The 21,263-nt window shown below is 71.9% G+C and carries 18 protein-coding genes and 1 other RNA gene; 5 read left to right on the plus strand and 14 right to left on the minus strand.

The genetic code is table 11. The features are described 5' to 3' along the window. Positions 1-15: 15 nt before the first annotated feature. The gene (locus OG439_RS35935; protein WP_326945049.1) at positions 16-2,376 is read right to left on the minus strand and encodes a DNA polymerase III subunit gamma and tau; all 2,361 of its coding nucleotides are present in this window, start codon (positions 2,374-2,376) and stop codon (positions 16-18) included. Between the two features lie 44 nt (positions 2,377-2,420). Then, positions 2,421-3,974: an ALF repeat-containing protein gene (locus tag OG439_RS35940; protein WP_326945050.1), complete on the minus strand. Its 1,554-nt coding sequence runs from the start codon at positions 3,972-3,974 to the stop codon at positions 2,421-2,423. Between the two features lie 92 nt (positions 3,975-4,066). Between OG439_RS35940 and OG439_RS35945 the strand changes: the two genes are divergently transcribed. Continuing rightward, positions 4,067-4,918, plus strand: a complete 852-nt coding sequence (locus tag OG439_RS35945; protein WP_326945051.1) for a spermidine synthase — start codon at positions 4,067-4,069, stop codon at positions 4,916-4,918. Positions 4,919-5,727: 809 nt separating this feature from the next. Here the strand turns inward: OG439_RS35945 and ffs are convergent. The 11 genes from ffs to OG439_RS36000 form a co-directional block, all read right to left on the minus strand. Then, positions 5,728-5,822, minus strand: an RNA gene (gene ffs / locus OG439_RS35950) — signal recognition particle sRNA small type. Between the two features lie 21 nt (positions 5,823-5,843). After that, complete coding sequence (locus OG439_RS35955) at positions 5,844-6,443, minus strand: GTP-binding protein (protein ID WP_326945052.1); 600 nt, start codon at positions 6,441-6,443, stop codon at positions 5,844-5,846. Further along, a complete protein-coding gene (locus OG439_RS35960; protein ID WP_326951703.1) occupies positions 6,421-6,774 on the minus strand; it encodes a DUF742 domain-containing protein in 354 nt (117 codons plus the stop codon). Before OG439_RS35960 ends, OG439_RS35955 begins: the two co-directional genes overlap by 23 nt. After that, complete coding sequence (locus OG439_RS35965) at positions 6,774-7,208, minus strand: roadblock/LC7 domain-containing protein (RefSeq protein WP_247058954.1); 435 nt, start codon at positions 7,206-7,208, stop codon at positions 6,774-6,776. Before OG439_RS35965 ends, OG439_RS35960 begins: the two co-directional genes overlap by 1 nt. After that, positions 7,205-10,012 (minus strand): sensor histidine kinase, encoded by a 2,808-nt coding sequence (locus tag OG439_RS35970; RefSeq protein WP_326945053.1) that lies wholly within the window; start codon positions 10,010-10,012, stop codon positions 7,205-7,207. Before OG439_RS35970 ends, OG439_RS35965 begins: the two co-directional genes overlap by 4 nt. 26 nt (positions 10,013-10,038) lie before the next feature. Beyond that, on the minus strand, positions 10,039-10,827 hold the full coding sequence (locus tag OG439_RS35975; protein WP_326945054.1) for an ABC transporter ATP-binding protein: 789 nt from the start codon (positions 10,825-10,827) through the stop codon (positions 10,039-10,041). Next, positions 10,824-11,762 (minus strand): ABC transporter permease, encoded by a 939-nt coding sequence (locus OG439_RS35980; protein WP_326945055.1) that lies wholly within the window; start codon positions 11,760-11,762, stop codon positions 10,824-10,826. The genes OG439_RS35975 and OG439_RS35980 overlap by 4 nt, the downstream gene beginning before the upstream one ends. Continuing rightward, complete coding sequence (locus OG439_RS35985) at positions 11,759-12,769, minus strand: ABC transporter substrate-binding protein (RefSeq protein WP_326945056.1); 1,011 nt, start codon at positions 12,767-12,769, stop codon at positions 11,759-11,761. Before OG439_RS35985 ends, OG439_RS35980 begins: the two co-directional genes overlap by 4 nt. Before the next feature lie 630 nt (positions 12,770-13,399). Further along, positions 13,400-15,298 (minus strand): glycosyltransferase family 39 protein, encoded by a 1,899-nt coding sequence (locus OG439_RS35990; protein ID WP_326945057.1) that lies wholly within the window; start codon positions 15,296-15,298, stop codon positions 13,400-13,402. Between the two features lie 198 nt (positions 15,299-15,496). Then, the gene (locus tag OG439_RS35995) at positions 15,497-17,008 is read right to left on the minus strand and encodes a sensor histidine kinase (protein WP_326945058.1); all 1,512 of its coding nucleotides are present in this window, start codon (positions 17,006-17,008) and stop codon (positions 15,497-15,499) included. Beyond that, the gene (locus OG439_RS36000) at positions 16,986-17,726 is read right to left on the minus strand and encodes a response regulator transcription factor (protein ID WP_371827598.1); all 741 of its coding nucleotides are present in this window, start codon (positions 17,724-17,726) and stop codon (positions 16,986-16,988) included. The genes OG439_RS35995 and OG439_RS36000 overlap by 23 nt, the downstream gene beginning before the upstream one ends. A gap of 183 nt (positions 17,727-17,909) precedes the next feature. On the opposite strand from OG439_RS36000, the gene OG439_RS36005 reads away from it, so the two are divergent. The 4 genes from OG439_RS36005 (at position 17,910) to OG439_RS36020 (ending at position 20,709) form a co-directional block, all read left to right on the plus strand. Next, on the plus strand, positions 17,910-18,557 hold the full coding sequence (locus OG439_RS36005; protein WP_326945059.1) for a hypothetical protein: 648 nt from the start codon (positions 17,910-17,912) through the stop codon (positions 18,555-18,557). 119 nt (positions 18,558-18,676) lie between these two features. After that, positions 18,677-19,831 carry a sensor histidine kinase gene (locus OG439_RS36010; protein ID WP_326945060.1) on the plus strand — a complete coding sequence of 385 codons (1,155 nt, stop codon included), beginning with the start codon at positions 18,677-18,679 and terminating at the stop codon, positions 19,829-19,831. Continuing rightward, positions 19,828-20,484 carry a response regulator transcription factor gene (locus tag OG439_RS36015; RefSeq protein WP_326945061.1) on the plus strand — a complete coding sequence of 219 codons (657 nt, stop codon included), beginning with the start codon at positions 19,828-19,830 and terminating at the stop codon, positions 20,482-20,484. Before OG439_RS36010 ends, OG439_RS36015 begins: the two co-directional genes overlap by 4 nt. Positions 20,485-20,508: 24 nt before the next feature. Then, complete coding sequence (locus OG439_RS36020; RefSeq protein WP_247058964.1) at positions 20,509-20,709, plus strand: hypothetical protein; 201 nt, start codon at positions 20,509-20,511, stop codon at positions 20,707-20,709. Here OG439_RS36020 and OG439_RS36025 read toward each other — a convergent pair. Next, complete coding sequence (locus OG439_RS36025) at positions 20,699-21,145, minus strand: nitroreductase family deazaflavin-dependent oxidoreductase (RefSeq protein ID WP_326945062.1); 447 nt, start codon at positions 21,143-21,145, stop codon at positions 20,699-20,701. The two genes, OG439_RS36020 and OG439_RS36025, sit on opposite strands and share 11 nt — an antisense overlap. Positions 21,146-21,263: the final 118 nt, after the last annotated feature.

Consider the following 21,263-nt stretch of genomic DNA (forward strand, 5'->3'; position numbering starts at 1 on the left):
CATTCACGGACTTGGTCAGTCCAGGGGGCGGGCGCCCAGCTGGTCCGAGATCAGCCTGCGGGCCAGCTCGTCCGGGTCCTGGTCCGGCGGGGGCGGAGGTGGCGGCGGGGCCGGGCTGGCGTCCTCGTTGTAGAGGTCGTCGTCGTCCTCGTCGGAGGGTTCCGGGGGCAGCGGGATGTCCGGCTCGGCCGTCGTGACCTTGGGGCGCACCGGCTGGGCTGCCGGGGCGGGCGGGGCCGCCGGGCGGGTCGGTGCGGCAGGTGGGGCCGGGGGCGCCGCGGGGGCGGCCGCCGACTGGCGGGTGAACGACTGCTTCGGCGCGGGCGCCGCCTGCTGGGCGCGGGCCGCGGGGGCGGCCGACGGGGCGTTGCCGTGGACGCAGCGGACCTGCCAGTCGCCGCCGAGGACTTCGGTCAGCGCGCCGGCGATCTTGCGGGCGTTGTCCTGGTCGGACAGCCGGCGGGCCAGCGGCTCGGACTTGTGCGTCAGCGTGACGGCGCTGCCCTCGACGGTCGCCACCGTGGCCTGCGTGAGCATCGCCTCGAGGCTGCGGCCGCCGGTGAACTTGCGCAGCGCCGTCATCAGCTGCGGCCAGATGTTCCGGAGCCCGGCCGCGTCCAGCGCGCCGGGCGCCGCGGGTGCGGCGGCGGCCACCGGCTCGGGCTCGGCGGCCGGGGCGGGTGGGTCCCCGCCCGGCGTCCGGGTCGCGCCCCAGCCGCTGGCGTCGCTGGGTGCGGCCGCCGCCGGCTGCGCGGGGATCCCGCCGCCCGGGGTGCGAGGTGTGCCCCAGCCACCGTCCGCGGACGCCGAAGTGGAGGCCGGTGCACCGGCACCGGCCGATGCGGAGGCACTGGCCGATGCGGCAGCAGGCTGAGCAGCACCGGCTGGCGCAGCCGCAGACTGGGCAGAACCGCCCGGCGCAGCAGCAGGCTGGGCCGGGCCGGCCGGTGCGGAGGCAGGCCGGGCCACACCGGCTGATGCGGCAGCAGGCTGCGCAGGACCGCCTGGCGCAGCAGCAGACTGCGCGGGACGAGCCACCGCCGGAGCGGCCGCCGCGGAAGCGGGCGGGTTCGGTTCGGCCGTGGGCGGCTCCGGGATCGCCACCGGCGCCGGACCGGCCGATGCCGGGCGCTGCGACGGCCGCGAGAACTCCTTCTCCGGCGCGGCCCGCATCGGCGGCTCGACGCCGCCCTCGGCGGGCGCGCCACCGCCGGCGACCACCGTCGCGCGGCGTTCCAGCCGCTCGATCCGCGCCAGCAGCGCCTTTTCCGCGTCGGTGACCGACGGCAGCAGCATCCGCGCGCACAGCAGCTCGAGCACGAGCCGGGCGGACGTCGCGCCGCGCATCTCCAGGAGTCCATTGTGGACGATGTCGGCGTACCGCGAAAGCGTGCCGAGGCCGAGGCGTTCGGCCTGGCCGACCATCCGCGCCAGTTCGTCTTCGGGCGCGGACACCAGGCCACCCGCGGACTCCGGCACCGCGCGCAGCAGCACCAGGTCGCGCAGCCGGTCGAGCAGGTCGGTCGCGAACCGGCGCGGGTCGTGCCCGGCTTCGGCGACCTTCTCGACGGTGCCGAACACGGTGCCGGCGTCGTCGGTCGAGAGCGCGTCGACCATGTCGTCGATCAGCGCGACGTCGGTGACGCCCAGCAGCGACACCGCGCGGCTGTAGTTGATCCCGTCGGGCCCGGCGCCGGCGAGCAGCTGGTCGAGCACCGACTGCGTGTCGCGCGCCGAACCGCCACCGGCCCGGATGACCAGCGGGTAGACCGCGGGCTCGACCTCGACGCCCTCGGAGGCGACGTTGCTCTCCAGCAGCGTGCGCATCGCGCCGGGCGGGATCAGCCGGAACGGGTAGTGGTGCGTGCGCGAGCGGATGGTGGTGAGCACCTTGTCCGGCTCGGTGGTCGCGAAGATGAAGATGACGTGCTCTGGCGGCTCTTCCACGATCTTCAGCAGGGCGTTGAAGCCCTGCGTGGTGACCATGTGCGCCTCGTCGATGATGAACACGCGGTAGCGCGACTCGGCGGGCGCGTAGAACGCCTTGTCCCGCAGCTCACGGGCGTCGTCGACACCACCGTGGCTGGCCGCGTCGAGCTCCGTGACGTCGACGCTGCCCGAACCCTCCGGCGCGAGCGCCTTGCAGGAGCTGCACTCGCCGCACGGGTCCGGTGTCGGGCCCTTCACGCAGTTCAGCGAGCGCGCCATGATGCGCGCGCTCGACGTCTTCCCGCAGCCGCGCGGGCCGGAGAAGAGGTAGGCGTGGTTGATCCGCCCGGCGGACAACGCCGTGCGGAGGGGTTCGGTCACATGCTCCTGCCCGACGACCTCGGCGAAGGTTGCCGGACGGTACTTGCGGTACAGCGCGAGAGCCACGCCGCGAGAGTACCGGGACCGTCCGACAACCTTCGCCGTGCGGGTCAGGCCAGGGCAGCGGCCTCGGCGACCAGGGCGTTCACCTTGGCGACGTGCTGCGCCGTGAAGGCGTCACGCGCCCGCGCCTTGAGCAGCTCGCCGTCCAGATACGCCTGCAGAGCCGAGTCGGGACCGTCGAGCACCCCCTGCGCGACGGCGACGACCTCGGGCCCTTCGGACAGCGTCCGGGTCGCGTACACCGACAGGTCGATCAGGTGCGTGACGTACTGGCCGTGCGCCAGGAACTCGCGGACGTCGGCGACGGTGCCGTCGAGGGCCTTCTGGGCCGCCGGCTTCGTCGACGGGCCGCCGGCCGCCAGGATCTGGTCGACCTCGACGCGGTCGTCGGTGTCGCGGCCCGGGTAGTCGCCGGTGCGCAGCAGCGCGGCGACACCGGCGTACGGGCCCGCGAGCGCGTCCCGAGCGGCCTGGCGCAGGCCCGGACGGGCCTTCGGGTCCGCCGCGATCGCCGCGACGGCCACCCGGTCGTCGGACTCCTGCGCGACGGCCAGGCCGCTGTGCACGAAGGTGACGACGTCGTCGTCCGAACCGCTGAGCGCGGCGCGGGCGGCGTCCTTGACCGCGGCCCCGCCGTTGCGCAGCAGGTAGACCGACGCGCGCCGGCCGTTCGGCACCGTCAGGGCCGGGTCGGCCGCGTCGGCCAGCAGCTCGTCGTTGTCGGTCTTGGCCTGCGCGGCGCGGGCCGCGGCCTCCTTGGCCTGCTGCTGCGCAGTGGCCTCGGCGCCCGCCGCGGCCTGGCCGTCCTGCTGGTTCTTGCTCTGCTGGGCGGCGAGCCGGTCGGCGTTCGCCTTCCGCGCGTCCGACGCGAGCTTCGCGGCCTGGTTCGCCGCGATCTGGACCGCGACGCCGTTGTGCCGGGCCTTGGCCGCCTTCGCGCCGTCGACCTGGCCCTGGACGGCGGTGACCTCGGCGTCACCGGCCGCGGCGACCTGCTTCCAGAGGGCCAGGAAGTAGCGGACGTCGGCCGGGTCGCCGTCGAGGGCCGTCTGCGCGGCGGCCTTCACCTCGGGCCCGCCGGCGGCGAGCGCCTGGTTCGTGGTGATCCGGTCGTCGGTGTCCCTGGCCTGCTGCAGGCCGGTTTCAAGGAACGCGCGGACGTCGGCGGGCGTGCCGTCGAGCGCCTGCTGGGCACGCGCGTTCACGGTCGGGCCGCCGGTGCTCATGGCCTGGCCGACGGCGATCCGGTCGTCGGCCACCCGCGCCCGGGCCAGGCCGGTGGCCAGGAACGCGCGGACGTCGTCGATGGTGCCGCTGAGCGCCTGCTGGGCGGCGCGCTTGGCGACCGGGCCGCCGGTCGACAGGACCTGGGTGACCAGGACCCGGTCGTCGTCGTCCTTGGCCTGGTAGCGGCCGGTGGCCAGGAAGGCCTGCAGGTCGGCCGGCGAGCCGAGCAACGCCGTTTCGGCGCCCCGGGCCACGCCGGGGCCGCCGGTCTCCAGCAGCGAGACGGCCTGCGCCCGGTCGGGCAGGACGTCCGCCGAAGCGGGCGTCGCGAGTACGCCGACGGCCAAGGCCGCGGCGACGAGAACTGCGTTCACACGCAAGGTGATCCCCCTCGGATCGTTGATCTTCCACTCCCCTATCGCCGGTGAAGCAAGAATGTTTCCGACCCCGGCTAGGCTCCGGTTCCGTGAGTCGAACGAGCAAGCCGGCACCGATCCCGGGCCAGTACCCGGTGCGGTTCGGGGCAGCGGAGCTCCAGCGCTTCGCCGACCGCGGCAACGCATGGCTGCTGTCAGTGGGCGGAGTGGCCCAGTCGTACGTGGACCTGGACGACCCGACCCACCTGGAGTTCGACTACGTCCGCCGCTTCGGCGACGTAGTGGACCTACTACCACCAGGCCCGGTAGAGGCACTGCACATAGGCGGCGCGGCCTGCACCCTCCCGCGCTACATAGCGGCAAAGCGCCCGGGCTCCCGCCAGCTGGTCTTCGACGCAGACCCGGAACTGGTAGACGTAGTACGCACCCAGCTGGGCCTGAAAATCCCAGGCCTGAGAGTCCGAATAACAGACGGCCGAGAAGGCCTGACAACCCGCAGGGAAAACACAGCAGACCTGATAGTGGTAGACGCATTCGAACAGGCAACCCTGGCAGGCGGCCTGGCAACCCTGGAATCAGTAAGCTCGATAGAGCAAATCCTCCGCCCCACAGGCACCTACCTGGCCAACATCACAGACGGAGCAGGCCTCCCCTTCGCCCGCCGCTTCCTGGCCACCCTGAAAGAGGTATTCCCCCAGGTAGTACTACTGGCGGACCCAGGAGTACTGAGAGGACGCCGCTTCGGAAACCTGGTATTCGCAGCATCGGCAACAGGAATCCCCACAGCGGCATTGGCCGCCCGAACAGCCTCAGCAGCCTTCCCGGCAAGATGCGTAGAAGGCGCAGAACTAACCAAACTGGCAGGCAAAGCAAAGCCGATAACAGACAACGACAAACCCCCACCCCCAAAACCACCAAAAGACATCTTGGGCATCTTCTAGGCCTCGTGAGTGTTTAGTAGGGTTAGAACCGCCCTAACCACTCACGACAACCACGCCACCCCACCCAGACCCCAAGAAGGGCGCAGCGCACGCAGGTCGCAAGAGAGGCCCGGCAGCGCACGCAGGCCACGCGCAGGGCCCGGCAGCGCAAGCAGGCCACGCGGAGGACCCGGCAGCGCACCCAAGCCGCAAGGCAAGCCCGGCAGCACTCCCTGGCCGCAATAGAGGCACAGGGGGCGAGGGCGCTCAGGTTATGAGGAGCCCGGCAGCACGCTCAGGCTGCAAGGAAGGCCACGGCAGCGCTCCCAGGCCGCGAGAGTGGCACCGGGGGTGGCACCCGGGCGGCGAGGACGGCCCGGCAGCGCACCCAAGCAGCAAGGCAGGCCCGGCAAGCACACGCAGGCCACGAGCAGGGCCCGGCAGCGCACTCAGGTTGCGAGGAGTGCCCGGCAGCGCACGCAGGCCGCAAGAGAGGCACCCTGGGGTCCCCGGGGGGCCACAAGGACGGCCCGGCAACGCACCAAGTCGCAAGGAAGGCCCGGCAGCGCGCTCAGACCACGAGCAGGGCCCGGCAGCGCACTCAGGTTACGAGGGAAGCCCGGCGGCGCTCAGGTTACGAAGAGAGCCCGGCAGCGCACGCAGGTCACGAGGAAGGCCACGGCAGCGCTCCCAGGTCACGAGGAAGGCCACGGCAGCGCTGTCAGGCCGCAAGGGAGGCACCGTGGGGGTCCGGGGGCTCAGCCCCCGGGTGAAAGGACGAAGTGAAGGCCCCGGCGAAGGGGCGAAGCCCCGAAGCAGGGAAGCCGAAACGAAGGGGACCCCGCGCACCCGTCAGAGCCTGCTTATCCTTGCTGCCTTCCGGCCCTGGGGAAGTTCACAGGGTGGACGCCGCGCGGGGTCCGTGGTCAAGTGTAGCGGGTCCCGCTCAGGCCCCCGCACCAGCCTGGGCTCGGGCCCGTTTGAACGTGTTGTGCAGGACCGCCAGCAGCGCGTCGCGCACCGACAGCTTCTGGCGTGCGTCGAACGTGATCAGCGGGACGTCCTCGCTCACCGCCAGTGCCCAGCGGATGTCGTCCAGGTTGTGGCCCAGCGCGCCGTCGAACATGTTGACCGCGACCACGAACGGGAGGCCGGCGTTCTCGAAGTAGTCGACCGCCGGGTAGCAGTCGTCCATCCGGCGGGTGTCGACGATGACCAGCGCGCCCAGGGCGCCGTGGACCAGGTCCTGCCACATGAAGCCGAAGCGGTCCTGGCCGGGCGTGCCGAACAGGTACAGCTTGACCTCGTCGTCGATCGTGATGCAGCCGAAGTCGAGGGCGACCGTCGTCGTGGTCTTCGCCGGGACGTGGCCCGTGCGGTCGACGTTCGCCGCCACCGACGTGATCGCCGCCTCGGTCGTCAGGGGCTTGATCTCGGAGATCGACGACACCGCCGTCGTCTTGCCGACGCCGAAGCCGCCCGCGATGACGATCTTGACCGGCGCCGGCGGGCGGGCGGCCGGCTCAGTGAATGGCTTCGAGTCCACGAATGACCCTTTCGATCATGCCGAGGTCGTGCGAGTTGTGGTTCCCCGGCCGGCGGACGACGACGTAGCCCTGCTCGGCGAGGTCGGCCACCAGCACGCGTGCGACGCCGATGTGCAGGCCGAGCAGGGCGGCCACTTCGGCGACCGACACCGTGCTGCGGCAGAGGGAAACGATTTCCTGGCGTTCGAAGGTGAGCTTCGGGTGCGACGCCGCGCCGAGGCGTGACGTCATGACCTGCGCCTCGATCTCGAGGCTCTGGTCGACCGGCTGCGCCCGTCCCGACGTCATCAGGTACGGCCGCAGCAGCGAGATGTCCGGGTCGTCGGCCATCACGAGCCGACGCTGTTCTTCAGCTCCTCGATGAGCCCGGGCGTGAGGACTTCGGTGGCGCGGTTGGCGAACATCGCCATCTCGTAGGCGATCGTGCCGAGGCTCGCCTGCTTGTTGGCGAGGACGCCGAGCGAGCAGCCGATGCTGATGGTGCAGACCAGCAGGTAACCGTGCTCCAGCTCGATGATCACCTTGTCGGGCGCGCCGAGCGGGTGGCTTTCGGAGACGCCGTGGGCGAGGCCGAGCATGGCGGACGAGATCGCGGCGAGGCGGTCGGCGTTGGAGCGCTCGAGCTCCGAGGACACCGCGATCAGCAAGCCGTCGGCCGAGACCGCGATGGCGGCGATCGCGCCCGCGGTGTGCTGCGCGAAGCGGCTCACCAGCCAGTTGAAGTTCTGGGCTTCGACGCTGACACCAGGTGCGGGGATGCTCATTTCCTGCTCTCTTCTTCTCGTTCCATCACACGACCGGCGACCACGCCCGGCGGCGGGGTGTCTGCCGTAAGCTCGTCCGCCTTGGCCAGGCCGGCGGCGAACGAGTCGAACGCCGCGCGCTCGGCCGCCGGGTCCCGCTTGGCGCGGTTCACGACGGGCCGGGCGATCGGCCGGCCCGCGGCCTCCTGCTTGCGGAGGCCGGGGGCGAGCTGGGCGCCGGGCACGCGCCGGGTCAGGCCGTCCCGCGAGATCGGGGCGGTGACCGGCGGCGGGGCGACGGCGGCCGAGAGCGCGATCCGGTCGGTTCCGGGGACGCGCACCGGAAGCGGCGGGGTCGCCGCGACGGATTCGGTGACGACGGTGGGCGGCGCGGGCGGCGGATCGGCCGGCGCGGCACCGGCCTCGACGTCCACGGCGGCCTTGGCGAACGCCTCCTGGAAGCCGTCCATGGCGACCCTGGTGGCCTCCGGGTCGTGGCGCGGCTTGTCGTCGACGACCGCGGCGGTCGTGCCCGGGCTGGGCAGCTGCGCCCCGCGGACGCGACGGCGCAGGCCTCCACGGGACTCGGACTTCGGTTCTTCGGCGACGTCGGAAGCGACGGCGGGAGCGGCGACGGCGGGAGCGGGATCGGCGGGTTCGTCGTCCGGCCACACCGGCGCCGGCTGGTTGAACCAGCGGAACCCGTTGGCGTGGAGGGTGCCGAGCAGGGCCGGGATCGCCGGCGACGGCAGTTCCTTCTGGCGCTCCGGCTCCGCGGGCCGGAACATGTCCAAAGTGGACTTCGAGCGCGGCGCCGGCGCCGGGGCGGCATGCCGGGGTTTCGGCGTGGCCACCGGGGGTGCCGCCTGCGCCGGGATCGCCGGCGCGCGTTCGACCTTCGGGAGCAGCCCGGTGCGGTGGTCGAACAGCGACGGCGGGACCGTCAGCCGCGCGGTCACGCCGCCGGTCGTCGGCGTCGCGAGCAGCTCGACGCCCAGCTCGTGGCGTCGCGCGAGGCGGCCGACCACGAACAGGCCGAGCACACTGGTCGGCGCGAGCTCGAGGCGTTCGCGCTCGACGAGCCGCTTGTTCTCCTGCGCCATCTTCTCGGCGGTCATGCCGATGCCGTGGTCGACGATGCTCACCAGGCACGAGCCGTCGGTGAGGAACATCGTGTCCACCTCGACCATCGAGCCCGGCGGCGAGAACGACGTCGCGTTCTCCAGCAGCTCGGCGAAGACCAGCACCAGGTCGGCGCCCAGCGCCGAGGACAGCAGGATCTCCGCGACGACGCCGAGCTTGACGCGCTGGTAGTCCTCGATCTCGGCCAGCGCGGACCGCAGGGCGGTGGCCAGCTCGATCGGGCCGGCGATGCGGGCCTCGTCGCGGGTGCCGGAGACGACGAGCAGGTTGTCGGCGTTGCGGCGCAGGCGGGTGGAGAGGTGGTCGAGCCGGTAGAGGCTGGCCAGCAGGCGGGTGTCCTGCTCGTTGCGCTCTACCTCGTCGATCAGCGCGAGCTGGCGGCCGACGAGGTTCTGCGTGCGCTTCGCGACGTTCGCGAACATCAGGCTGGTGTTGCGCCGGGTGAGTGCCTGCCGCTCGACCAGCTCGGCGGCGGTCGTCTGGACCCGGTTGAACGCCGCGGCGAGCTTGCCGAGCTCGTCGTCGGAGGTGACGTCGATGGTGGCCAGCCGCGGGACCTGCTCCTCGGCCTCCTCGGTGTCGGTCACGCGGACGAGCTCGGTGCCGGCGAGGTCGGCGACCGACGTCGCCGCCGTGGTCAGCCGGCGCAGCGGCTGGGCGATCGAGCGGGACACCGCGACGGCGAGGAAGGCGACCAGCAGGAACAGCGCGGCGGCGCCGACGCCGACCGTCCAGGCCAGCCGGGTCGCGTCGCCGGCGCGGCCGGTCGCGCCGTCGGCGATCTCGCCGGTGACCCGTTCCTGGACGAGCTTCCGTTGTCCCGCCTGGGTTTCCGCCGCGGCGAGGACGTCGGTGACGTACTGGCCGGTGGCCGCCGCGTCACGCGGGTTGTCGATCTGGGCCGCGAGGTCCTCGATCCGGCGGCCGGCGTCGCTCTGCTCGACGTTGACGACCAGCGACGCCTGCTGGTTGTCGGACGCGTTGTCGGCCTGCTGGACGAACCGGTCGGTGAAGATCGGCGCCTGCTGGGTCGCGTCGTCCAGGATGGACTTGCCGGCGTCGGGCGCGACCGCCGTCACGATCAACGCCATGCCGCGCAACGAGTTCTCCTCGTTCGCGCGCAGCAGCGCTTCGAGGGCGGTCAGCTCCCGGGTGCCCTCGGCGTCGCTGGTCAGCTGCGGCACCAGCCGCAGCGAGTCGATGACCGCGCCGATCACGGCGTGGTAGGTGCGGGCGACGCTGTCGAGCGCGACCCCGCGGCGTTCGGCGTTCTGCCGCAGCTCGTTCAGCGAGCCGATCCGGGTCAGCGCCGCCGACAGCTCGTCCGGCGCGTCCGCGCCGAGCGAGGACCGCACGTCCTCGACCGCGGCGTCGACCATCCGGCGCTGCTTCGTCATCTCGTCCGGCGACATCGACGGCGTCGCGACGAACGCGCCGGTCAGCAGCCGCTCCCGCTGCAGCTGCCAGACCAGGCCGCCGAGCTGCTGGGTGTGCCGCGCCACGGTCGCCGACTGCGTGGCCGCCGTCGCGCTGTTCACCTGGGTCAGCACGAACGGCACCGAAACCAGGACCACCGCAACCAGCGGCGGCAGGAGCAGCAGGTTCAGCTTGCCGCGAATGCCGAGCCGCGCGAGGAATCCCCCGCCGCCCGCCCGTTTCGCGGTCGACCTGCCGTGCCTCATCCCGCCACCTTTCCCCTCCGACGTTCTCACTCGCCCGCGGCCACCCGGTTCACGTGGCCGCGGTGCTGCTCCCGGACGAGGTCCTCGATCCGGGCGCGCAGCGCGAGGAACTGCGGTTCGCGCTTCACCGCCAGATCCCGTTCGGCCGGCAGCGTCACCTCGACGTCGGCGGCGATCCGCCCCGGGTCGGAGGCGAGCACCACGACCCGTCCGCCCAGGAAGACCGCTTCTTCGACGTCGTGGGTGACCATCAGCACCGTGGTGCCGGTGTCGGCCCAGATCCGGCGGATCAGCACCTGCATGTCCTCTTTGGTCTGGACGTCCAAGGCGCCGAAGGGTTCGTCCAGCAGCAGCACTTCCGGTTCGCAGGCCAGCGCCCGCGCGATCGCGACGCGCTGCTTCTGGCCGCCGGAAAGCTGTTTCGGCAGCGAGCGGCGCACCGCGTCGAGCCCGGTCTCGGCGAGGTACCAGTCGACGCGCTCGCCGCGCTCGGCCGCGTCGATCGGGAGCAGCTCGAGGCCGAACGCGACGTTCTTCTCGACGCTGCGCCACGGGTAGAGCGCGCCGGCCTGGAACACCAGCCCGCGGTCGGGGCCGGGGCCCGTCACCGGGACGCCGTCGAGCAGGATCTCGCCCTCGGTCGGCCCGCTCAGCCCGGCCACCAGCGACAACAGCGTCGACTTGCCCGAGCCGCTCGCGCCGACGACGCAGACGAACTCGCCGCGCAGCACTTCGAGGTCGACGCCGTCGAGGGCGCGCGTCACCTTGCCGCGGACGGTGTAGTCCTTGGCGACGTTCCGCAGTTCCAGCGTCATGCCGCCCACTTCCCGACCTGGGTGCGCACCAGGCGCAGCACGACGTCGATGGTCAGCCCGGCGACGCCGATCACGATGAGCACCGCGAAGATCTTGTCCGTCTGCAGGAACCGCTGCGCGCGGACGATCCGGTAACCCAGGCCGGCCTGGGAGTTGATCAGCTCGGCGACGACCACGAAGTTCCACGCCGCGGCGGCGTTGACCCGGACCGCGTCGATCATGCCCGGCAGCGAGTGCGGCACGACGATCTTGCGCAGCACCTCGCCTCGGCGCGCGCCGAGGGTGTAGGAGACGTCGAGCAGCGCGTTCGGCACCGCGCGCACGACGTCCGCGGTCATCAGGGTGTTGAAGAAGACCGTCCCGATGAACAGGATCGCGATCTTCGACGGCTCGCCGAGGCCGAGCCAGATGATGAGCAGCGGGATGAACGCGCTCGCCGGCAGGTAGCGCAGCAGCCCGATCAGCGGCTCGAAGAAGGCCTGGCCCGCGGTGAACGTGCCCATCAGCAAACCGAGCGGCACCGAGACGAGCACCGCCAGGCCGAAGCCTTCGAGCACCCGCTGCGTCGTCGCCCACAGGTCGTCGAACAGCTCGCCGGTGCCCGCCATGTCGGCCCCGGCCTTGAGCACCGCCACCGGGGACGGCAGGAACGTCGAGTCGACGGCGCCGCTGACGCTGAGCAGCACCCAGGCGACGAACGGGATCGCGAACGACAGCACCGCCAGCGTCCACCGCGCGGACGCCGAAATCGGCGTCCGCAAGGAGAAGAGGGGCGACGCGGGTTTCGGCGTCGCCCGGCGCGGCAGCGGCGTCCAAGCCGGCCGGCCCCGGCCCGCCTGGACGCGCTCGGCGAGCCCCTGCTCGGCCTCCAGTGCCTCGGCCGCGCGTGCGTCGGCCGAGGCGCCGGAAGTGGTGCGCTGGGTGGGACCGGTCACTGCGGCGCGGCCTTCACGAACTGGTCGTCGAACAGGCCGTCGAGCGACGGCCGCTGCTGGGCGAGGCCGGTGCTCACGATGAAGTCGATGATCTTGTTCGCCTGGAAGTCGAGGTGCTGCGCGGTGACACCCGGGGTGAACGCGTCGAGGTTCTGCTGGCGCGTGAAGATCGTGGTGCCGGCGTCGTAGGACTTGTAGTCCGCGTCGGACACCCCGCCGCGCTCGGCCATGATCTTGACCGCCGCGTCCTTGTTGTTCTTGATCCAGGTCAGCGTCTCGAACCAGGTGTTGACGAGCGCCTGCACGTCCTTCGGGTGCTCCTTGACCAGCTTCTGCGAGGTGACCAGGTGGTCCGGGATGGCGCCGGGGAACTCGGTCGACGACGAGATCGCGCGGCTGCCCGGGAGCTCGAGGGCCTTGGTGGTGAACGGCGCGAACGCGCCCACCGCGTCGACCTGACCGCCGACGAACGCGGCGGCCGCGGCGTCGGTCGGCAGGTTGACCAGCTGGATGTCCTTTTCGGTCAGCTTCGCTTCCTGCAGCGCGAGCAGCAGGAGGTAGTGGTCGACGGTGCCCTGCTCGACGGCGACCTTCTTGCCCCGGAGGTCGGCGACGGCGGTGATCCCGTTCCGCGCGATGATCTTGTCGTTGCCGGTCGAGTTGTCGTTCACCAGCACGATCGAGAGCTTCGCGCCGCCCGAGGCGGACGAAAGCGTGTCGTTGAGGGTCTGGCTGTTGGCGTCGATCGCGCCGCTGGAGAGCGCGTTGATGCTGTCGGTGTAGTTGTCGAACCACTTGAGGTCGACGTTGACGCCGTTCTTGGCGAACAGGCCCTGCTCCTGCGCCACCTGCCAGGGGAACCACCCCGGCCAGGCGCTGAACCCGAGCGTGATCTTGCCGCCGTCGCCGGAGGCGGAACTGTCACTGCAGCCGGACAGGGCGGTGACCCCGAGGAGGGTCAGCAGCGTCAGGAGCGCCGTCAGCAGACGACGAGGGCGGGAAGTCACAGCGAAACTCCAGAAGGCGGGGGAAGTGGAGTAGAGCGACACCGAAGAGGGAACGAGGCCTACCTGCCGTGACGACGAGGAGATGGTTCGGGCAAGGCTGCGCCACCGCGCACGGTCATCGCTGCTCTCTTCCAGACGCACCTGATCGGGTCAAGGCGAGAGAACGCGGACAAGAAGTACCTACACCCAGTGAAAACCGGCGCCGCACGCACCGGACCACTCACCCCTTGTCCCTCTCCCGGCGGAGACTCTAGCGAGTGACACAAGATCCCCACAACGCCATCCCAGCGCCTCCAAAAGGGTGACGCTCAACCAGGTCAACCAGCGTCTTCGCGGGTCGGCAAGATCAAGTACGCGGGTGTTCTGTCGGCCGCCCGGTCAAGATCTCCGCACGCCTGAAGAGGTCCGCCCGTGCAGGCGCACGGGCAGCAAGGCCGCGTTGTTACACGTCGGCAGGGGATGTCGAGATCAGCAGCGAGGCCTCGCCGGACAAGCGAACAGTCGTTCGGAATGTGCCACTGATCGGCGTCCCGTTCGAACAGGTGTCCGCATCCGCAAATACCGCACGGACTTCAAGGCCGTCGAATGATTCCGCAACTGTTTACACGGCTGAAACATTCAATGTTTCTGTCAAGCGATCGATTTTGTGAGGTCGTAAACCGTCGTGCTCCCGACCGTCGAAGACGCGAAGTTCTGCTCCACCCACGTCTGGATTTCGCCCGAGGTGCCGCGGCCCCCGCCGAAACCGCCGCGCCCGCCCGCGACGTAGTAGTGGATGTCGCCGTCGGCGACGTACTTCTCGAACTGCTGCAGCGTCGGCGCCGGGTCACTGCCGCTGAAACCGCCGATCGCGAGCACCGGCCGGCCGCTGTCGAGCGCCAGCCCGGCCGCCTGCATCGCGCCGCTCTGCGCCGCGGCCCACTTCGTCGTCGCGCCCTTCAGCAGGTCGATCACGGCGGTGTCGGCCTGGCCCCCGCCGAACCCGCCGGCCCCACCGCGGCCGCCACCGAACCCGCCGAAGCCGCGTCCACTCGCGACCGCCGGGCCGGACGACGGCGTGCCGCCCGAGTGCGCCGTCGCCGCCGTCGCGAAGGTGAAGGACGCCGTCCCGAGCAACGCGCCGCACAGGCCGGCCGCGGCCACGACCGGGCCGAGCCGCCGGACCCGGTCCGCGCCGAAGAGCAGGGCGAACGCCGCGAGCGCGCTCAGCACCAGCAGCGCGTAGCGCAGCCACGGCTGCCACTCCGGCGTCCGGGCGAGCAGCACGAAGCCCCACACCGCGGACGCCGCGAGCATGACGGCCAGCACCGCGCGGGCCGCGAAGTTGGCCCGGCCGCGCCACAGCTCACGCGCGGAGATCCCCAGCGTGCCGGCGATCCCGGGTGCCAGCGCGACCGTGTAGTACGGGTGGATGATGCCGCTCATGTAGCTGAACACCAGCACCGTGACGACCGTCCAGCCGCCCCACAGCAGCAGGGCCGCGCGGGTCCCGTCGGTGCGCGGCGCGCGGCGGGTGAACCACAGCCCCGCGACCAGGCCGACCAGCGCGGCGGGCAGCAACCACGACGCTTCGGCGCCGAACTCGCCGCTGAACAACCGCGTCAGCCCGGTCTGGCCACCGAACGCGCCGCCGCCGAAGCCGCCTGCTGCCGCCCCGGTCGGCGGGGTGAAGCCGCCACCGCCACCGCCGCGGCCCTCGCCGAAGATCCGGCCGAGGCCGTTGTAGCCGAAAGCCAGTTCCAGCACGGTGTTGTCGGTCGAGCCGCTGATGTAGGGCCGGTCCGCGACGGGCCACAGCGCGACGGCCGCGACCCACCAGCCGGCGGAGACGAGCACCGCACCGGCGGCCGCGAACAGCTGGCCGACCCGGCGCCCGAGCGACGTCGGCGCCGCGACGGCGTACACCAGCACGAACGCGGGCAGCACGAGGAACGCCTGCAGCATCTTGTCGAGGAAGCCGAAGCCGATCGCCACCCCGGCGAGCACCAGCCACCAGGTGCTCGCCTTGTCGAGCGCGCGCACGACGCAGTACGCGCCGGCGACGAGCAGCAGGACGAGGAAGGCGTCCGGGTTGTCGTAGCGGAACATCAACGCGGCGACCGGCGTCAGCGCGAGCGCGGCCCCGGCCAGCAGGCCCGCACCGGGTCCGGAGAGCCGGCGCACCGCGAGGTACAGCAGGCCGACGGACGCGACGCCGGCCAGCGCGTTCGGCACCAGCAGGCTCCAGCTGGAGAACCCGAAGATCCGGCCGGACAACCCCATGGCCCACAGGGAGAACGGCGGTTTGTCGACCGTGACGACATTGCCCGGGTCGAGCGAGCCGAAGAACAGTGCTTTCCAGCTCCACGTCCCGGCCTGCGCGGCCATCGCGTAGAAGTCGTTGGCCCAGCCCGTTTTCGCCAGGTCCCACAGGTAGAGCAGCCCGGTCCCGAGCAACAGCGCGGCCACCGAAGGCTTGACCCACCGCGCTTCCGGGGCGGCCTGGGGCGCGGGCTGGGCGAGTTCGGGCGCCGACAGGGTGGTCGTCATGAGCCCCACCGTCTCGGTGGCGCATGTGGTGAACTTGTGCCGAACCTGTGGACCCGCTGTGCATCCGCCCCGATCGAGTGGCGCACCCGGCCCAACAGCCAACCTCGCCCGGCCAAAGCGCCACTTTCACTACGAAAGATGCGAGGTTGTGGAGCGATTTCGGAGGATGTGGACAACAACCAGGCGGTGTGGTCGCCGTCACTCCGGCGCCGGGGCCGCCGCGAAGACGATCTCGAACTCCGTGCGTCCCGGCCGGCTCTGCACGCCGACGCGGGCGCCGTGCGCACCCGCCACCGCCGCCACGATCGCCAGGCCGAGGCCCGTGCTGCCCGCCGCCCGTGAGCGTGAGTTGTCGCCGCGGGCGAAGCGCTCGAAGATGTCCGGGAGGATTTCCGGCGGGATGCCCGGGCCGTCGTCGGCCACCCGCAGCCGCACGAAGCCGTCCGATGTGGACAGTGTGGTCGTCACCGTGGTGCCCGCCGGGGTGTGCGTGCGGGCGTTGGCCAGCACGTTGATCACCACCTGGTGCAGCTGGCCCGCGTCGCCGAGGACGCCGATCGGCTCGCCGGGGACGTCCATCAGCCACTTGTGGTCCGGGCCCGCGACGTGCGCGTCCGCGACCGCGTCGGCCACCAGCCGGCACAGGTCGACCCACTCCGGCACCACCGCGCGGCCCGAGTCCAGCCGGGCGAGCAGCAGCAGGTCCTCCACCAGCGTCGTCATCCGGCGCGACTCCGACTCGACGCGGCTCATCGCGAACGCGATGTCCGGCGGCACCTGCTCGCCGCTGCGCCGGGTCAGCTCCGCGTACCCGCGGATCGCGGCCAGCGGCGTCCGCAGCTCGTGGCTCGCGTCCGCGACGAACTGGCGCACGCGGCTTTCGCTCGCCTGCCGCGCGGTCAGCGCGTTCGCGATGTGCTGCAGCATCCGATTCAGCGCCGAGCCGACCTTGCCGACCTCGGTGTTCGGGTTGGTGTCGGCCTCCGGGACGCGTTCGGACAGCGCGACTTCGCCGCGGTCCAGCGGCAGTTCCGAGACGCGCGTGGCGGTCGCGGCCAGCCGGTCCAGCGGGAGCATCGTACGGCGGATCGTCGCCGCGCCGACCGCGCCCGCGACCAGGATCCCGGCGAGCGCGACGCCACCGAGGATGAAGCCCAGCCGCCATAGCGTCTCGTCGACGTCCTTCAGCGGCAGGCCGATGACGGTCTTGTCGCCGGCCGGAGACGCCGTCGAGACGACGCGGTAAGCGCCGAGGCTGCCGCTGAGGACGATGCTGTGCGGCTTCCCGTCGGACGGCAACGCCAGCAGCGTCCGCACCTGGCCCTCGTCGAGCTGCCGGTACGGCGCCCGCCGCTTGGTCGGCGAGCCCACGCTGGAGTCGAGCACGGCCCCGGTGCCCCGCGAACCGACCTGGACGGCGGCGAGCGTGCCCTCGCCCTGGCCCAGCGCCCGAAGCGGGTCCGGTGGTGGCGCGTCGCCGTAGGTCCAGGGCGGCCGTTCCCCGCCGTGCTTGGCGCGGTCGGTGGCTGCGGCGAGCCGGTCGTCCTGCTGGCGCACCAGGAACTCGCTGAGCGCGAACTCCGTGACCACGCCGACGACGACGCACACGAGCGCGAGCAGCGCGGCGAGCTGGACGATCAGCCGCCGGCGCAACGACCACGGCCGCTGCGTCCCGAACCGCCGCCGCTCAGCCCGCTGGCTTGAGGACATACCCGGCGCCCCGCATGGTGTGGATCATCGGCTCGCGGTCGGCGTCGATCTTCTTGCGCAGGTAGGAGATGTAGAGCTCGACGATGTTGGCCTGGCCGCCGAAGTCGTAGCTCCACACGCGGTCCAGGATCTGGGCCTTCGACAGCACCCGCTTCGGGTTGCGCATGAGGTAGCGCAGCAGCTCGAACTCGGTCGCCGTCAACGGCACCAGGTCACCGCCGCGGTGCACCTCGCGGCTGTCCTCGTCCAGGGTGAGGTCGCCGACGACCAGCGTCGACCCGCTCGCGCCGGTGACGCCGCCCGCCCGGCGCAGCAGCGCGCGCAGCCGCAGCGCGACCTCTTCGAGGCTGAACGGCTTGGTGACGTAGTCGTCGCCGCCCGCGGTGAGCCCGGCGATGCGGTCCTCGACCGCGTCCTTCGCCGTCAGGAACAGCACCGGCAGGTGCGGGGCCTCGGAACGCATGCGGCGCAGCACTTCCAGGCCGCTGAAGTCGGGGAGCATGACGTCCAGGACGACCGCGTCGGGCCGGAAGTCGCGCGCGATCCGGACGGCCTCCGTGCCGTCACCCGCGCTGCGCACCTCCCAGCCCTCCATCCGCAGGGCCATCGAGACGAGCTCGGCCAGCGTCGCCTCGTCGTCGACGACGAGGACCCGCACGGGGCTCCCGTCGGCGCGGCGCAGGTCGGCCTTGCCGGGGCCGGGTGACGTGGTGTTCATAGCGGTCATAGTGCCATCTTCGCCACGCGCCCACCGGGTTCGCTGTGGGCGCGCTGTGCGTTGCCTGTGAGGTCCTTCGCCTGGGTAAGGGAGCCACAGGACCCGCTGACGGCTCGCACAGCTCAAACACAGCCAGGGCGGTGAGCCTGGGCTGGACCAGTGTGGGTACGACCGGAGGACACGATGACGACCGAGCCGACGCCGAACACTCCGCCCCAGGGCGAGCCGGCACCCGCGAGCCAACCGGCCGCGGCGAACTGGGGCGACCCCGCGGCGGCCGCGCCGAAGAAGGGCTGGTCCGGCAAGAAGACGGCGATCGCCGCCGGCATCGCCGTGGTGATCGCGGCCGGTGGCGGCGCGGCGATCTGGGCGGGCACCAGCAGCGCCGACAACTCCGCGCAGCAGGGCGGCCCCGGCGGCTTCGGCGGCCCGGGTGGTCCCGGCGGCGGCCAGTTCCGCGGACAGGGCATGCCCGGCGGCAACTTCGGCGGCGGCGCGGCCGCGCTGCGGGACGCGCTGCACGGCGACTTCGTCGTCGCCAACCCGAACGGCGGCTACACGACCGAGCGGCTGCAGACCGGCGACGTCACCGAGCTGAGCGCCACGTCCGTGACGCTGACCAGCAAGGACGGCTACAAGCAGACGTACGCGCTCGACGGCTCGACGCAGAAGACGGGCGACGTGAAGACCGGCGACACCAACGTGACGGTGGTGGCGAAGGTCGACGGCCAGACCGCGACGGCGACGTCCCTCGGCCAGGCGCTGGCGGGCCAGGGCCAGCGCCAGCCGGGCCAGCGCCGCGGCGGCTACCCGGCCCGCCCCTCGAACTGACGCTCCCGCTCCACCACACCGAAAGCCGTGAAGGCCTCCTTACCGGCCGTAAGAGCCGGGAAGGAGGCCTTCACGGCTTTTGCGGACCCCGGCGGCCCGGTTAGGGCACAGTTGCGGGCGTGTACGACATCAGGGGGTCGCTGCGGCGGCAGTCGCTGCTCGTCGCGGTGGTCTGCGTCGTTTGCGACGCCGTCCTCTTCAGCGTGCGCGGACCGCTCGGCAACGGCCACTGGCAGCCGTGGGCCGTGCTGCTCGGCGGCGTCGCCGTCAACGCCGCGCTCGCCGGGCCGGCCCGCTACTCGGGCTGGGTCTCGCTGGCCCACGCCCTGCTCTTCGCCGCCTCGCCGCTGCTGATCAGCACCACCGCGGGGTACGTCGTCGGCAACAACGCGGGCATCCTGATCGCGGGGTACCGCGCGGGCGCCTGGCTGCGCCCGAAACCGGCGGTGCTCGCGCTCCTCGCGATGGTCGCCGGCGTCACCGCGGGCTGCGTCGAAGGCGGCGGCCGGACCGCGAGCGACCTGCGGCTGATGGCGGTCAGCGTCAGCGTCAGCGCGCTGCTGCCGTGGCTGGTCGGCCGGTACACGACGGCGCGGCGCGCCTACATCGCCGACCTCGAGCGCGAGGCGGACGAACGCCGCCAGCACGAAGAAGCGGCCGTGCGAAGGGCCGTCACCGAGGAGCGCACGACGATCGCGCGCGACCTGCACGACGTCATCTCCCACCACGTCAGCGCCATCGGCGTGCACGCCGGCGCGGCCCGGCTCGGGCTGCCCGAAGGCGACTCGCCGGTGCGCAAGTCGCTCGGCGCGGTCGAGTCCGCGAGCCGCTCGGCGATGGCCGACCTGCGCCGCCTGCTCGACCTCCTGCACGCCGAAACCGGCGCCGCCCAGCCCGGTCTGGACAACCTCGACGAGCTGGTCGAGACCGTCCGCGCGGCCGGCCTGCCGACCCGGCTGACGCTGCTCGGCGAACCGCGCGAACTGGCCGGCTCGCTCGACGTCGCGTTGTACCGGATCGCGCAGGAGGGCCTGACCAACGCGCTGCGCCACGGCGTGGGCCCGGTCGAAGTCGAACTGAACCACGGCCGCACCGAAGTCGTGCTCACGGTGACCAACGGCCTGCGACCCGGCCGCACCTCCCGCGGTGAGCACGCGCACCGCGGGCTGGCGGGGATCCGGCAACGCGTCACGCTGTTCGGCGGCCAGGTCGCCTACGGCGAAAACGGCACGCAGTGGCAGCTGCGCACGACCTTCCCGGTGGAGAGCACATGATCCGCGTCCTGCTGGCCGACGACCACGCGATGTTCCGCTCCGGGATGCGCGCGCTGCTCGACACCCAGCCCGACTTCACGTGCGTCGGCGAGGCGTCCGACGGCCGCGAGGCGGTGGCCGAGACGGCTCGCCTGCGCCCGGACGTCGCGGTCCTCGACGTCCGGATGCCCCGCCTCGACGGCCTCGCCGCGACCGAGGCGATCCTCTCCGCGCCGGGCAACGACACCCGCGTCCTCGTGCTCACCACCTACGACGCCGACGAGTACGTCTACCGCGCGCTGCGGGCCGGGGCGAGCGGGTTCCTGCTGAAGAGCCTGGCGCCGGAGGAGCTGGTCGCGGCGATGCGGGTGGCGGCCCGGGGTGACGCGCTGATCGACCCGTCGGTGACCCGGCGGCTGGTCGCGAAGTTCACGTCGGTGCTCGAGCCGGCCGCCGCCGAACCGCCCGAGGTGGCCCGGCTGACGTCCCGGGAGCGGGAGGTGCTGCTCCTGCTCGCCAACGCCTGCAGCAACGCCGAGATCGCCCGGCAGCTGCACGTCGGCGAGGAGACGGTGAAGACCCATGTGTCACGGGTGCTCTCGAAGCTCGGGCTGCCTGACCGCGTGCACGCCGTCGTCTACGCCTACAAGCACAAACTCGTCCCCGGCGACTGACGCCGTTCGTGCGAGACTGGCGCGATGAAGCGGTGGATCACGTTCGCGGTCGGGGTCGTGCTCTTGCTCGTCGGCGCCGTCTGGGTGCTGCAGGGCCTCGGCGTCATCACCGGAAGTTTCATGACGGGCCAGAAGCTGTGGTTCCTGATCGGGCTCGTCGCGTTCCTGGCCGGCATCGTCCTGGTCGCGGCGAACGTGACCCGGCGGCGCAAACCTACTTCGTGAAGATCTCGAAGACCGGGTAGCCGGGGGCGATCTCGCGCAGCTGCTCGTCCGACGCCTTGGCGTCGACCCCCTCGAAGAACGCGCTGACCTCGAACTTCCAGCGCTTGAGGTAGGCACGCAGGATCACGGGCTTCTCGTCGTCGGCCAGCTCGCGGTAGGTGAAGGTCTCGTCGCGCCGTCCGACGCGCAGCTGCCCCTGGCCGGCCACGCGCAGGTTGCGCACCCACTGCGTCTCGCCGCGGGCGGCGACGAGGTAGTCGACGCCGTCGATGGTCAGCAGGTTGACCGGGGTCGAGCGCGGCTCGCCGCTCTTGCGGCCGACGACGGTCAGCACCCGGCTGCCGAGGATGCTCACGCCCATCTTGGTCAGCTTCGCGACCAGCTCGTTGAAGACGTTGGTGGACTTGGCGGGCTTCAGGTAGCGGGTCTCGGTCATGGTGTCCTCCGGAGATTCGGGAGAGCAGTGCTCTCGGTTAAGAGCAGTGAACACCTTTTGTCGCGACGAGTCAAGAGCAGTGCTCTCGATTTTGTGCGCCGCTCTCGTGCATGGCAGA

The organism is Amycolatopsis sp. NBC_01307 (assembly GCF_035975215.1).
Lineage (GTDB): Bacteria > Actinomycetota > Actinomycetes > Mycobacteriales > Pseudonocardiaceae > Amycolatopsis.